We start from the raw sequence: 13,321 nt of genomic DNA, 5'->3' as shown, positions 1-13,321 counted from the left end.
ATCCGGCCCGCATCCTGATGCTATTTCCCAAGGATGAAAAAGGCCGGCTGTTTATGGATGAAAAGCTGGTGCCGATTATCGAAGGGTCACCAGTAGTTAATAGGGTGATCGATGTCACCACTAGCCGGAAAGGTGGAAGCCGCTCGACGCGCAAAAAATTCCCCGGTGGTGAAGTGCGCACCATTGGCTCCAACTCGATTTCCAATGTGAAATCCACGACGGCCCGCCGGGGCTATGTGGAGGAGCCAGACGATACCAACAAAGACGTTGGCGATCAGGGCGACTCTATTCGCCACCTCCGTGAACGCCTTAAGCGCATGCGCAACAAGAAATTAATTATTGGTGGCACGCCAGCGGTTGCCGATCTTTCTCAGGTGGAGCACTACACCAAACTCGGCACCATGCGCGTCTTGCCGATTACCTGCCATGACTGCGATGAGTCTCATGTACTGGATTGGGAAAACGTCACTTGGCTGAAGAAAGAAGACGGCATACCGCACCCGGTATTCGGTCTGCACCAGCCTGATACTGCCATCTATGGCTGCCCGGAATGTGGGAGCGAGTGGGATGATTACCGCCGCCAGGCCAATATTCTGCAGACCTGCAAAACCGCGAAGGAAAATGGCGATGACTTTGCCGGCTGGGTCAAAACCCAATGCGGTGAGGATTTCGCAGAGGTTGAAATAGAACCGATAGAAACCTTTATGGAACTATCGGAGCTTTATGTGTGTATCCCCGGCACAAGCCTTGCTGATGTGGTGCGGGATTTTCTCGAAGCGGAGCATGAAGCCAAAAGCGGCGATGAATCCGCGCGTATTGTTTTTCAAAACAACAAACTGGGCAGGCCCTACCAGTACGCAGCTAGTCGATTACTTGACCATGAAGAACTTCAAAAAGCTGCAGAGGATTACCCAGAGCTAGTTTGCCCTGCGGGTGGCCTGCTGGTATTGGTTGGCATTGATGTGCAGCACAATCGGCTAGCGATCACTATTCGCGCCTATGGCCGCAATGAAGAATCGTGGCAAATGTTCTGGGGCGAGATCGACGGTGATACCGCCGATAAACAAGATGATTGCTGGTCAGCCCTGGATAAGCTGGTTTTCCAGAGTTTTGAGCATGAGCGCTTTGGAGAAATTCGCGCATCAGCGGTAAGTATCGACTCCTCTGACGGTGGCACCAGCAACGCGGTGTATCACTGGGTAAGAACCCGCGATAAAAAGCACCGCGGTGTACTGGTGATGGCCATTAAAGGAGACAGTAATGACTTCGGCACCAAAGAAATATTCACCCAGCCCAAACAGGTAGATTTTAAAAACCCTAAACGCCGAACCAAGGCAGACCGCTATGGCGTAAAGGTTTATATGGTCGGCACACACAAGGCTAAAGACCTGATCGCCAAGCGTTTGCTCGGCACCAGTGCTTATATGCACAGCTGTAAGCATGTACGCCAGGATTATTGGGAGCAGGTAACCGCCGAAGTTAAAGCGCCCAGTAAAAAGCATAAAGGCAGAGAAACTTGGCAGCCGCGCCCCGGTAGGCCCAACGAAGGCACAGATACCGAGGTCTATGCCCTGCACGCAGCCCACGCCAAAGGTATGCACAAATATACCGAGAAAAAATGGTCCACCATCGAATCACAATTGGGTCAGCGCACCTTGTTTAGTGAACCCGATCAATCACCGGATCAACCCAAAACAGCCCCGAAAAATACAGCCCGGCCAGCTCAGCCGGTGGGTTCCCTACTGGATAGTTAAATGTCAAAAACCGCACAAGCCATGGTCGACCTCTATATCGAGGCCGAGATAGACGTGCTCGCCGGTAAAACCACGGTGATTAACGGCCGCCAATTTACCGCAGAGAACCTGCAGGACATCCGCGCTGGTCGGCAGGAGTGGGAGCGCCGCGCACTGCAAGAACAACTCAAGGCTGCCGGCAAACGCCGCGGACCCGCCTACGCGAACTTTTACTCATGAACAAACTGGATTCTGTTATCGGATTCTTTGCACCCGAGGCCGCTTTGCGTCGCGTGCAAGCTCGCCGTGCCCTGGAGATCGCCGCCGCCTATGAGGCCGCGCGACCCAGTCACCTGCGGAAAAACCCCGGTGATAACCGCAGTGGGGATTTAGTGATTGAAGGCAGTGTGGAAACTCTGCGCGGACAAGCCCGGCACCTGGAGCAAAATCACGATTTTGCCTTTGGCATCCTCACCACCCTGGTGAACAACATCGTCGGCCCTCGCGGTATCGATGTGGAGTTCCAGCCCAAAACCTGGGATGGCGATATACATGAAGGTCTTGCCAGCCAAATGAATGAGGCCCACAAGGAATGGGCGCGGCGCCCGGAATGCACCCGGCAATTCAGCTGGGGTAAATCTCAGCGCTTACTGTGTAATACCTGGCTGCGCGATGGCGAAACCCTGCTGCGACACTTACAGGGCACGGTGCCCGGCTTAAAGCATCGCACCCAGGTGCCTTACACCATCGAATGCCTGGAACCGGATTTTTTGCCGGTGGATTACAACGATCCCAGCAAACGCATTGTGCAGGGCATTGAGAAATCCGCCTGGGGGGAAGCCAAGGCATTCTGGCTCTACGACGAGCACCCCGGTGCCTCATTGAATTGGCGTATGAAGCGCAGGCGCCACAGTGCGGAAAATATCGAGCACCTGAAATTTGTGCGCAGGCTGCACCAGACTCGTGGAGTTTCCATCTTTGCCGCGGTAATGAATCGCCTCAACGATATTAAAGACTATGAAGAAAACGAGCGCGTTGCCGCCAAGATTGCCTCGGCCATGGTGGGCTTTATCCAGAAGGGTAGCCCTGATACTTATGAGCATGATGATGCTTGGGATAGTGAAGGAAAGCGCATTCTCGATATACGTGCCGGTGCCATCTATGACGATCTTCGCCCAGGGGAATCTGTCGGCACTATCCAGAGCAATCGCCCCAGTGGTCTGCTAACCCCATTTTTAGAAACCATGCACCGCATGGCTGCCGCCGGCACCATGGCCAGCTTTAGCAGCATCAGTAAAAACTACAACGGCACATACAGCGCACAGCGTCAGGAGCTGGTAGAGCAGTGGGCCAATTACGAAACCCTCAGCTTGGAATTCTGTGAGGAGATTGTGGAGCCGGCCACCCGGCGCTGGGTACAGATGGGTTTACTGGCAGACGCCTTTCAAGTACCCGCTGATGTGGACCCAGCAACCCTGATACACGTCGATTTTATTACCCCGGTGATGCCCTGGATTAACCCTGCCCACGAAGCCAGTGCGGATGAAACCCTGCTGGAAAATGTACTGGTCAGCCCACAGCAGACCATTCGTCGCCGGGGCAAAAAGCCAGACGACGTGATCAAGCAAACCGCGGCCTGGCAGAGAAAGCTGGAAGAGAACGGTATCACCACCCCAAGCAAACGCGCTGCGGTCCCCGTGCAAGAAACTGAATCCGAGAAGGAGTGACTTATGCCTGATCAATCCTGGTACGACATGAAGGCCCAGGCCAATGGCGTAGCTGAAGTTTTTATTTATGACGAGATCGGAGCCTGGGGAATCCCTGCAAGTGTATTTGCTAGGGATCTACGCGCACTGGGCAACATTAGCAAGATTAATCTACGTTTCAATTCGCCCGGTGGTAGCGTGTATGACGGTACTGCTATGTATACCTTACTGAAGGAACATCCAGCCGAAATTGAATGCTGGATTGATGGGCTCTGTGCAAGCATGGCAACCATTCTGTTCCTCACAGCAAAACCTGAAAAAAGGCACATTGCCGCAAACGGCTACTTCATGATCCATAACCCAGCCCGTAGTGCGTCGGGAGATTATCGGGCTATGGAAAAGGCCCGCGATTTACTGGCCAGAGTACGCGATGTGATGGCCCGTGAATATTCTGATGCAACCGGGTTAGATACTGAACAGCTCTTACCATTAATGGATGAGGAGACTTGGTATATCGGCGAGGAAGCGGTAGCTGCAGGTTTTGCCAGTGACACCACCGAAGCAATAGAGATGCAGGCCTGCGCTAGCAAATCCTTGGTATCGGCTTTCAAAAATACGCCTGAACCTATTCGCACTCAAAACGCTACGGAAGTAACCCACAGCATATTGGTAAATGGTTCAGGGGATTCCTCTGAACTTACCGCTGCTATCACAAAATATATTTCAGCTTCCAATAATTCATCTACTCAGTCTGCGGTTGCAGACAACCCACACCAGACCAAGGAGGCGCAAGCCATGACTACAACCACCTCCACTACGCCAGCTGCAACCGCTGCGACCGAGGTTACCCCAGAAATGAAAGCGCAGATTGCCGCCGATGCCAGAGCGCAATTTGCAGCAGATGAGCAAAAGCGCAAAGACACCATCAAAGCCGTATTTAAAGGCTTCGAAGCGCACAGTGTTGTTATGCAGGAATGTCTCAATGATATGGACTGCACCGCTGAAAAAGCCAAAGACCAGCTGCTCACAGCCCTGGGCAACCAGACCCCAACCCCAGTGCAAAGCTACAGCGTAGTGGTGCAGGAGGGCGAGGGTATCAAGCGCATTAAGGCGGATGCTGAGAATGCCATTGCCATACGTGCCTTTGGCGAAAAACGCACCGAAGGTAACAGTCTGGCCGGCTATACCATGCTGGAAATTGCCCGCATGTTTATGCACGCCCACGGACAGAATCTAGCAGGGCTGGATAAAATGGGCGTGGTGGCTGCAGCCTTTACTCATAGCTCTGGTGACTTCGCCACGGTCCTGGGTAATATCGCCAATAAATCGATGCTGAAGGGTTACTCTGAAGCGGCAGAGGTGTTTCCGCAGTTTACCGCCACTGGAAACTTAAGCGATTTCAAGATAGCCACTCGCACGGATCTTGGTACCTTCCCCTCACTGCGCCAAGTGGCACCCGGGGCAGAATTTAAATACGTGAGTATTGGAGAGCGCGCCGAAACTGCCGCGTTGGCTACTTACGGGGAGCTCTTCTCCATTACTCGCCAGGCGATTATCAATGACGACCTGGGGGCCTTCACCCGTATCCCGCAAAAGATGGGTCTTGCTGCTATTCGCACAGTGGGGGATCTGGTGTTCAGTATCCTGATCAATAATCCACAAATGGCCGATGGCAAGGCCTTATTCCATACCGATCATGGCAATCTAGCTACTAAGGCAGGCATCAATACAGCCAGCATCGATGCCGCGCGGGTATTGATGGGCAAACAGAAGGACGGTACCGCTTTCCTAAATATTCGCCCCAAATTCCTGCTGTGTGATATCGCCGACGAGGGTGCCGCAAAGGTAGCACTGGAGTCTGAATTTGAAGTGGGTGCATCCGAGAAATCCAACACCGTGCCCAATAGCGTGCGCAATATTGCCAGCGTGATCTCCGATGGTCGCCTCAGCGGGCACAATGGTTGGTACCTCAATGCCGACCCGGTAGCGCACGACACCATCGAAGTGCTTTACCTGGACGGCCAGCAAGCCCCAGTACTGGAACAGCAAAATGGTTGGAATATCGACGGGGTGGAATTCAAAGTGCGTCTCGACGCTGCAGCCAAAGCCTGGGATGCAAAAGGCATGGTGAAAACGCCCAAGACCTAATACCCAGCTCAAACCGAACCAAACCTTAAAGAATCCGAAAAGGGCCGCATATCGCGGCCTTTTTTATTGAAACAGTTTTAACCCAATCGAGAGAAAGACAATGGCTACTAATTTTGTGCAAGACGGGCGCATGCTGGATTACACCAATAGCACCAGTGCGGTAATTACCTCTGGCCAGGTGATAGTAGTAGGCGCAGTACTGGGTGTCGCGATGGATGATATCGCCGTGGGTGAGTCCGGTGTGATTGGTATTGATGGCGTATTCACCGTGCCCAAGGTATCCGCCGCAGTGATTGGTCAGGGGGAAGCCCTCACCTGGGTGGTTGCCTCCAGCTCATTCGATAGCAATGCAGCCACCGCAGCCACTGGCGATATCACCGGCCCTACCGCCTTTGCCGCAGAGGTAGCCGGTAATGGCGTTACCAGCTTAGCGGTGAAGTTTACCGGCGTACCGGGCACGGTGAAGGCATAGGTGATCTATGGACCTCAACCAGAGAGCCGCAGAACGCGCGTTTCGCAAATGGGGCAAGCCCGCTACCTATTCAGACGGTAGCGGTGCTGAGCCAACTGCTTGCCGGGTGATTAAAGACCAAGAGATTGACGAGTTCGAAGATGAGGAGCGGGTGCGGGTGCCGCGTATCGAGTTGAGTTTGTTGGTGAGCGAAGTAGGGGCTTACAACTCAGCAGCGGTGATTACCCTTGGCGGCGTGGAATATAGGGTGCGCAAACGGCAGTCGGATGATGGGGTTGTTTGGCGGGTGTTGGTAGCTGATTTATGAGGTGCGTTTTGTAGCGACTTTATAATTAGAGGCGAGGCTGAGAGAATGGCAGAGCTGTACTGAAACCGATTTACATTCAATTTTCTTCCTGTCTATCAGAGTGTATCGACCGTTTTTTTAGTTTATCTAAGGGGAAGAGGATAGATTTAAGGTTGATAAATGTAACGAGGTTTCTGGGGGCATGTCGTTATCTTCTTTTGAGTGTGAGTTATGAAATACGTAATATTTTTTATTCTTATAATTTTCCATGGTCAGGCATCTGCCGCTTGGATATACAATACTAAAATTGTCGATGTTCGCTGGTATACAGATTATGGCTATATAACCGTTGAGAATGATGATGCGTCTCAGTGTCCTGGAGCGCAGCCAACAAAGTACAAAAGGCTAGATGAGTCAAATCATGGGCATGAAAAAATAATTAGTATGGCATTGGCGGCAATGATGGCAAATAAGGAAATAGATTTAAATGTAAATGGTTGTTTTGAAGGTGAGTTTCCTGTAGTTACGGGAATAATTGTAAAGTCATAATGCTGTAGGTCGCGACAGCTTAATGTATGCATTTGTATGTATTTGTTTTTGGTAGTGTGAAAGAATATATCTTTCAAGATTTTATGAAGTGAGGTGTTCTTTTTATGTTAAATAAAAATTTACTTGTTGTTTCCGGTGTGGTAGCTCTTTCTGCATTCTCTGTGCAATCGCATGCATATTTAGAGTGTGGGTATATTGATGTTAAAGGTATCACTGTACAAGCGAATCGTGATAATGGTAGTGCTTACGCGAACACAATGCGTATTCACGTAAATTACCAAGGAGATTGTGTTGGTGTTAAATATGCATATCTTAAAAACTCAGAGCCATCTTACGCAAGTATTTTGTCTACTCTGCTAACTGCGCAGGCTTCAGGAAAGAAGGTAAGTGTAAATGTAAAAGAGTCTAGCGGTATCGCCTCCGACGCTCATGAAATTGAGTGGGTTAGTATTTGGGAGTAATGCTGTCAATTAAATTGTCACCTGTATCGCACGACGAACCTAGCAAGTAGGCTTTGTAGTGGTTGAATGTCTGTTTATCGTTGGCGTTCTAGGAGTGAGATATTTGAATGGCAGATTAAGGCTTAATGGTTTATATGTTGGTTGTGGATTTATTAGTTGAGTGCTTATAGTGAGAAAAATACAAAGTCTGTTGTTTCCGTTTGTGCTTATTATCCTGTCTTTATCGGCAGTTAGTCTCCAAGCGGCAAGTTTTAAAGTGGTGAGCCATAATGTATGGTCTGGGTTTACTTCATTTTACGACTTAAATGTAGATGAGAAGCCGGAAAATCCCTTTAAGTTAAGTTGTGCGGATGATTACTATAAGTATAAAGGGAGGTTTGAAGCATATTTAAGTTATTTGAGTGAAGAGGTGGTAAAGAGTGAAAATTTTATTATTGCTTTCCAGGAGATGGACAACAAAACTAAGAGGGCATGCGGTGATAAATTTTCATTGACTCAGGAGGTTGATGAGTATTTTTCACCGGGAGTCGAAAATCGATTTTTGGGTTTGGTGCCAATGGATGGTGGAGAGGGTTTCGCCAACTCTCAATCCCACGGAGCGGCAGCAGGGGTATATAATGGGAATGCAATTGTAACACGGCCTAATATTATTGAAACTAAGTATGAGAAGTTTAGAGCGATAGAAGGTAAGTCACGGCGAGGGTATATTGCTACTTTATTGGAAGTTGAGCCAGGAAAGCAACTTTGGTTTGTAAATATTCATGCAACTCATGATAAGGTGGCAAGGAATCTTGCAGTCGAAGATGTAGAGGAAATGTTGGTTGGGATGAAGGATGTTTATCGAGAGACGCCAAGACCAATAATATTTGCTGGAGATTTTAACATTACATTCCGCACAGAATACTATGATCAATTGATAGATTTATTTGAAAAGCACTTCGAAGGAACGATCGAGGCCACACAACCAATAAACAAGACATACCAAAACAAGATAAAAGATTCCGTTGGTGGCGGAAATACTTTGAAAGATAGTCATAAGATAGACTATATTTTTTACTATTCGCCTGGTGGTCAAATTAAACAAAAAGTATTGCCTGCTGGAGCCTTAAATAAACATCCGATTCCTGTTATGTCTGCAGGGGCGAAAGATGCTTTATGTATTGATGGGGAATGTTTTCCGGATCATAAGTTAATATATGCTGAGTTTTACTGGCCCTAGCTTTTTATTGGTGGGTATAAATAGAAATACTAGAAGTAAGCTTTCGATCCAATGAGACTAGAGTAAAGGGGGAGTCATATCATGTTGCTGGTTGTTGTTTCTTGTTGTCATAGTTGAATTGATTAGTTTTAATGTTGATAATTGCTGGATAGTTGAATGAGATTGATATGAAGAAAGTTATATTTACAGCTGTGGCTTGCCTATTTTCAATTGATGCTTTGTCACTTGGCAATGATGATTATTATAAAGTTGAGCATGTATATTCTTGGAAGAATGGTGAGGTTCATGTCTGGCTCGAAAAAAATGGTGGGGAGCATGTGTGTCCAGATCAGACATATCCCACAAGATATTTGATGAGTCGAGAAAAGGCTATTGAGTTTGATCAAAAATTTTCATTGTTAGTTACTGCTAAGACTTCTGGGCAGGGAGTAAAAATGGAGTATACCTGTGATGAAACAAATAGACCCTGGATAGACTCAATCCGCTTTTAGATTTTCAAGAATATATTTATAGCAATGCAAATACCAAAACCCGCTCACGCGGGTTTTTTTATGCCCATAATTTATCAGGATTAGACTATGACTCGACGCATAGCCATACGGGATGCAGTACAGAAAGAAATAGAGAACCTAAGCGGCTATTCATTCCCTCCTCCTGGCACTACAGACGAAATTGATCCAGTAAATCTGCCGGCCATTGTGGTGGGTTTTGCTACCGAAAACACCGATCTAGAAATGCATGGCGGCACCAGTCGGCAGCTGGATCTGACTATTGCTGCGGTAATAAAGAGCGATGGCGATATATATGCCGCACTGGATCAAGCGGCTGCAGATATTGAGAGCACATTGCAGGATGCCTCTATGGGAGGTACCTGTGACTTATTCCTACTCAGCCAAACCCAGTTTGCCTTGGACCAGGATCACCCACTGGGCGAGGTGCGCCTGACTTACAGCGCCCAATATTCCAATGAACCCACAGAACTTTAATTGAGCAACCCATAGAGGGCACAACGATGGCACAAGGTTATAAAACAAAATTCTCCCGCAGCGATGATGGTAGCTCCTATACGCCAGTGGCGGGCATGTTGGATATCGACCCCGGCGAGGAGTCGCGCGGTTCTGTTGAGATGACGCCGATTGATGGTACCAGCGGGTATATGGATTACGATCCGTCAGGATTACGTGATGCCGGGGAGGTTTCCATTACCTTGATCTGGAAAGAGAGCGACAGTGGCCAGCAGGCCCTGCGTGCTGATTACGATTCAGATACCAATAAACATTACAAGGTTGAATATCCAGAAGGTACTACGGTGGAATTAATCGCCCACATTACCGGCTGGGGTAAGGCAGTGCCCAAGGATGACAAGATCACTCGCACCGTGAAGTTCAAGATTTCCGGTAAACCCACAGTAACCGCAGGCAGCTAACCATGAATTTAGTTCCTACACCTATTTTAGAATCCGAAACTGTTTTATTTGGCCAGCAGGAGGTGGAATTATTCGAGCTGAGTGCCTACCACCGCTGTGAATATCTGCAAAAGACCACCGAAGATATTCCGCTGCCGCAGGGTGAAGAGTTACCAGAAACTGAACTGGAAAACTTCGGCCAGCTTTGGGCTTTCCGGTTGGGGGAGGTGAGCAAGAAATTGCTGCTGGTAGCCTATGCGATTTGGATGAAACCAAACTGTCAGGAATCACTGGAGCAGATCCATCAGGGCTTAATTCGCAGTGTAACTCCTAAGTTGATTGATGTGCTTTATGTGCCTGCGGCCAAGTTATCCGGTCTCTATGTAGAAGCATCCACTGGGGAAGAGAGCAGCGAAACAGAAAGCGAGGACAACGAAAAAAAAGGCTAGTGCCGGGTTTCTATTTCGCCCGGCAGCTCGCGCGGGATTTTAACCGTCCCGACTATTTCAATATGTTGCGCTCCATGAGTTCTACCGAGTTCGACCACTGGTATGAATATCACTCTGAGCGTCCCCTAAATACTGAAGTCCAGCAGTGGCAACTCGCCCACATTGCCGCCGGCACACTGGGTGGCAAAGTCTCTAACTTCCTACCTCAGCAGCACAAGCCAAAAACCGTGCAGCAACAAATCGCAATCTGGAACTCCATGAGCTGAGCAATGGCAAAACAAACTTCCATGGCCACCATGGTGGCGAATCTGGAGCTGCGCTCCACTCAATATAAGCGGGAGATGGCCCAGGCGGCCGCGCGTAATAAACAACTCACCCGGGAGATAAAGTCTACCAGCGCCGCCGGTGATGTTTTTGGCCGCTCAATGCGCGGTGCCGCCCAAGGTGTTGCCGCGATTGATGGTCCCCTGGGTGGTGTGGCCGGGCGTCTCAGTGCGGTTAACGGTCTTGTGACTGGAGGCGGTTTGGCATGGGCTGGGCTAGGTGTTGCTATCGCGGGTGCCACTGCGGTGATGTACAAAAGCATTCGCGCCGCGGAAGAAATGGAACGGGGCCAGCTCAAGATTGAGGCACTGTTGAGAGCCACAGGTAATGCCAGCGGTCGTACTGCGCAAGAGTTGGATGAGCAGGCGCGCTCGGTGGCTCGCAATACCTTGGCCAGTGTTTCAGGAATGCGCGATGCGCAGGGTGTGCTGCTTACCTTCAAGTCAGTGCAAACGGACGTGTTCGATCAGGCCATTGTGCTGTCGCAAGACCTGGCAGCAGTAATGGGTGGCGATGCCAAAAGTGCAGCGTTACAACTTGGTAAGGCGCTGGAAGATCCAGCAAGCGGCCTGACAGCACTGAAACGTTCTGGTGTCTCGTTTACCGAGACAGAAAAAGAACAGATCAGGACCATGCAGGAGAGCGGCCAAGTTGCCGAAGCGCAGCGCTTCATCCTGGCCAAGCTGGCACAACAGGTAGGCGGGGCTGGCTCTGGTGAGGCGGGCGGGCTTGCCGGGCAGGTCGATACTCTAAGCCAGAACTGGCAAGAGTTTCTGGAGGCAATGGGCAGGACCGAGGAGGCCTCCAAGAGTGTTGGCTTTGTCGCCGACACGGTGAGCTGGTGGCGCACCGTGTTGATGCCGACGGAAGCCGAGAAGAGCGCGGATAAATATTTCGAGCTGCAGGACAAGTATGTCGCGCATAAGAAGCTACTGGAGAAAGCGACCGCTCAAGGTGTAACGGTACAGATTGAGCAGCAAAGTTACTGGGTAGAAAAATACCGAGCACAGCTGCAGGAAATGAAAGATGCCGATCTAAAAGCGGCAATGGCGCGGCGGGAGGAGCAGAAAAAAGCGGCAGAAGCAGCAGCGGCGGCCAGGGAGCAGGCAGAGCGGGACCGCGCGGCGGAAGAGTTGAAGCGCCAGCAAGATGCGGGCTCTCTGCAGTTGAGTCAGCTGGATCAATTTCTCGCCGACCAGAGCGGCAAGATTCAACTGGATCATGAGCAGCGACTACAGCAGATAGCCGCGTTACAAATTTCTGAACAGGAACTTAGAAAGCGAGGTTTTGAATCTACCGAGGCGTTGCGGGCTGAGTATGCCGAGCGCGAGAAAGCACGCTATCAAACGGCCCTGGCTGAAGAGCAGGCGCGCTCGGAGAGTGGTGAGGGCGATGGTAACCAAGCTGGCGCCGATGGCCTTACCGAAGCAGAGCGCCAGCGCTTGACCGCTCGCCTGGAGACATTGCAGCTTTCCTGGCTCACCGAGATGGAACAATTACAGGTTCAGCAGGATGAAGAAATGGCCCTGCTGGATCAGGCCTATGCCAGCAAAATATTCGCTCATGATGAATATGAACGGAAACTCACCCTTTTAGAAAACAAACACCGAAAGCAGCGCGAAAAGCTCGAGCAGGCTTCCAACAAAAGCAAGCTGAAAATGTTTACTACTGGTGCCGGCCAGATACTGTCTGCAGCCGCTGCCTACAACCAAAAAGCGGCAAAAGCAGAAATGGCTATAGCGGTTTTCTCTACTGGTGTATCGCTAGTAAAGAATATTGCTAAGGCATCAGAGATCGGTTATCCGCAAAATATTCCGATGATCGCCGGTGCTATTACACAAGGGGTGCAGATTGCTGGCATGTTGTCATCGCTGAAAGCGCCCGGCGGAGTTTCCGGTGATGCCAGTGCGCCCAGCATGAGTACCGGTGGTGCAGTAGCCGCTACACCATCAGAGAGTTTTGCCAGTTCTGGTAATGATGGTTTTGTGGAAGGTGATGCGCAAAAGCCAGGCGTGGTGGTAAACCTAACGATCGAAGGCGATATGGTAAGCGATGACCCCCAGGCAATGGCCGAGAAGCTGGGGCCAGTGTTCACCACGATGTTTTCTGAGCAGGACTGGGCACCTATCCCTGGCGATAGCCGTCAGGCGCAGGAACTAAGGGGGTAGGGCCATGCTAATTCAATACACTCCAACACGTTCTATTGTCGGTGACGGCAGTGATTATCAGATTGAAGCCAAGCTAAAACGCTACGATTGTAGTGACCGCCCCGAAGGCAAAGAGCACAAAGCGCTTAGTGGCAAAACGGAATACACAGTTTACCGCCTTGAAGAAGAATACCTTTGCCAGACAGTACCGCTAAAACTTACCTACACAGAGTTAGCCCGTTGGCGAGAGTTTAAAAGAAGCTGCGCTTTCGGGGAATTTTTCATTTTCGATGCATACGGCACCGAAGCCGCTGCCGACTTCCCACAACAAATGAAACTCAAATATAAATCCTTCAAAGAGCAGCGTCAGAAAGATGGCCGCTTTATTTTCTCTTTTACTACCGTCCAAGTTATCGCTTAAT

The 13,321-nt window shown here is 50.0% G+C and carries 16 protein-coding genes; all 16 read left to right on the top strand.

Features of this window, described 5'->3' with window-relative positions; translation table 11 throughout:
- Positions 1-1,754: terminase gpA endonuclease subunit (locus tag ABWV76_RS21375; protein ID WP_353377204.1), on the top strand; the 1,754-nt coding region annotated here is incomplete at its 5' end.
- Positions 1,755-1,973 carry a DUF6148 family protein gene (locus ABWV76_RS21370; RefSeq protein ID WP_353377203.1) on the top strand — a complete coding sequence of 73 codons (219 nt, stop codon included), beginning with the start codon at positions 1,755-1,757 and terminating at the stop codon, positions 1,971-1,973.
- Entirely contained in the window at positions 1,970-3,460 is a 1,491-nt protein-coding gene (locus ABWV76_RS21365) for a phage portal protein (RefSeq protein ID WP_353377202.1), read from the top strand. Before ABWV76_RS21370 ends, ABWV76_RS21365 begins: the two co-directional genes overlap by 4 nt.
- A gap of 3 nt (positions 3,461-3,463) precedes the next feature.
- Entirely contained in the window at positions 3,464-5,587 is a 2,124-nt protein-coding gene (locus tag ABWV76_RS21360) for a ClpP-like prohead protease/major capsid protein fusion protein (RefSeq protein WP_353377201.1), read from the top strand.
- 100 nt (positions 5,588-5,687) lie between these two features.
- Complete coding sequence (locus ABWV76_RS21355) at positions 5,688-6,059, top strand: capsid cement protein (RefSeq protein ID WP_353377200.1); 372 nt, start codon at positions 5,688-5,690, stop codon at positions 6,057-6,059.
- Between the two features lie 7 nt (positions 6,060-6,066).
- A complete protein-coding gene (locus ABWV76_RS21350; protein ID WP_353377199.1) occupies positions 6,067-6,366 on the top strand; it encodes a head-tail joining protein in 300 nt (99 codons plus the stop codon).
- Between the two features lie 210 nt (positions 6,367-6,576).
- Entirely contained in the window at positions 6,577-6,894 is a 318-nt protein-coding gene (locus tag ABWV76_RS21345; RefSeq protein ID WP_353377198.1) for a hypothetical protein, read from the top strand.
- Between the two features lie 104 nt (positions 6,895-6,998).
- Entirely contained in the window at positions 6,999-7,355 is a 357-nt protein-coding gene (locus ABWV76_RS21340; RefSeq protein ID WP_353377197.1) for a hypothetical protein, read from the top strand.
- Positions 7,356-7,524: 169 nt separating this feature from the next.
- Positions 7,525-8,574, top strand: a complete 1,050-nt coding sequence (locus ABWV76_RS21335) for an endonuclease/exonuclease/phosphatase family protein (RefSeq protein ID WP_353377196.1) — start codon at positions 7,525-7,527, stop codon at positions 8,572-8,574.
- Between the two features lie 167 nt (positions 8,575-8,741).
- The gene (locus ABWV76_RS21330; protein ID WP_353377195.1) at positions 8,742-9,065 is read left to right on the top strand and encodes a hypothetical protein; all 324 of its coding nucleotides are present in this window, start codon (positions 8,742-8,744) and stop codon (positions 9,063-9,065) included.
- 87 nt (positions 9,066-9,152) lie between these two features.
- Positions 9,153-9,560 (top strand): hypothetical protein, encoded by a 408-nt coding sequence (locus ABWV76_RS21325; protein WP_353377194.1) that lies wholly within the window; start codon positions 9,153-9,155, stop codon positions 9,558-9,560.
- A gap of 26 nt (positions 9,561-9,586) precedes the next feature.
- Positions 9,587-10,000: a phage tail tube protein gene (locus ABWV76_RS21320; protein WP_353377193.1), complete on the top strand. Its 414-nt coding sequence runs from the start codon at positions 9,587-9,589 to the stop codon at positions 9,998-10,000.
- Between the two features lie 2 nt (positions 10,001-10,002).
- A complete protein-coding gene (locus ABWV76_RS21315) occupies positions 10,003-10,428 on the top strand; it encodes a phage minor tail protein domain-containing protein (RefSeq protein ID WP_353377192.1) in 426 nt (141 codons plus the stop codon).
- A complete protein-coding gene (locus tag ABWV76_RS21310) occupies positions 10,428-10,694 on the top strand; it encodes a phage tail assembly protein T (RefSeq protein WP_020411054.1) in 267 nt (88 codons plus the stop codon). Before ABWV76_RS21315 ends, ABWV76_RS21310 begins: the two co-directional genes overlap by 1 nt.
- Positions 10,695-10,697: 3 nt before the next feature.
- Positions 10,698-12,920 carry a phage tail length tape measure family protein gene (locus ABWV76_RS21305; RefSeq protein ID WP_353377191.1) on the top strand — a complete coding sequence of 741 codons (2,223 nt, stop codon included), beginning with the start codon at positions 10,698-10,700 and terminating at the stop codon, positions 12,918-12,920.
- Positions 12,921-12,924: 4 nt separating this feature from the next.
- Positions 12,925-13,320 (top strand): hypothetical protein, encoded by a 396-nt coding sequence (locus tag ABWV76_RS21300; protein WP_353377190.1) that lies wholly within the window; start codon positions 12,925-12,927, stop codon positions 13,318-13,320.
- Position 13,321: the final 1 nt, after the last annotated feature.

It is taken from the genome of Microbulbifer sp. NBRC 101763 (assembly GCF_040371615.1).
Classification (GTDB): domain Bacteria; phylum Pseudomonadota; class Gammaproteobacteria; order Pseudomonadales; family Cellvibrionaceae; genus Microbulbifer; species Microbulbifer variabilis.
Note: the sequence above shows the minus strand (reverse complement) of the source record. Positions and strands in the feature narration are given on the sequence as shown.

Coding starts and splice junctions, on each gene's coding strand:
- ABWV76_RS21370 (WP_353377203.1), top strand. CDS start 1,755: ATGTCAAAAACCGCACAAGCCATGGTCGACCTCTATATCGAGGCCGAG.
- ABWV76_RS21365 (WP_353377202.1), top strand. CDS start 1,970: ATGAACAAACTGGATTCTGTTATCGGATTCTTTGCACCCGAGGCCGCT.
- ABWV76_RS21360 (WP_353377201.1), top strand. CDS start 3,464: ATGCCTGATCAATCCTGGTACGACATGAAGGCCCAGGCCAATGGCGTA.
- ABWV76_RS21355 (WP_353377200.1), top strand. CDS start 5,688: ATGGCTACTAATTTTGTGCAAGACGGGCGCATGCTGGATTACACCAAT.
- ABWV76_RS21350 (WP_353377199.1), top strand. CDS start 6,067: ATGGACCTCAACCAGAGAGCCGCAGAACGCGCGTTTCGCAAATGGGGC.
- ABWV76_RS21345 (WP_353377198.1), top strand. CDS start 6,577: ATGAAATACGTAATATTTTTTATTCTTATAATTTTCCATGGTCAGGCA.
- ABWV76_RS21340 (WP_353377197.1), top strand. CDS start 6,999: ATGTTAAATAAAAATTTACTTGTTGTTTCCGGTGTGGTAGCTCTTTCT.
- ABWV76_RS21330 (WP_353377195.1), top strand. CDS start 8,742: ATGAAGAAAGTTATATTTACAGCTGTGGCTTGCCTATTTTCAATTGAT.
- ABWV76_RS21325 (WP_353377194.1), top strand. CDS start 9,153: ATGACTCGACGCATAGCCATACGGGATGCAGTACAGAAAGAAATAGAG.
- ABWV76_RS21320 (WP_353377193.1), top strand. CDS start 9,587: ATGGCACAAGGTTATAAAACAAAATTCTCCCGCAGCGATGATGGTAGC.
- ABWV76_RS21315 (WP_353377192.1), top strand. CDS start 10,003: ATGAATTTAGTTCCTACACCTATTTTAGAATCCGAAACTGTTTTATTT.
- ABWV76_RS21305 (WP_353377191.1), top strand. CDS start 10,698: ATGGCAAAACAAACTTCCATGGCCACCATGGTGGCGAATCTGGAGCTG.
- ABWV76_RS21300 (WP_353377190.1), top strand. CDS start 12,925: ATGCTAATTCAATACACTCCAACACGTTCTATTGTCGGTGACGGCAGT.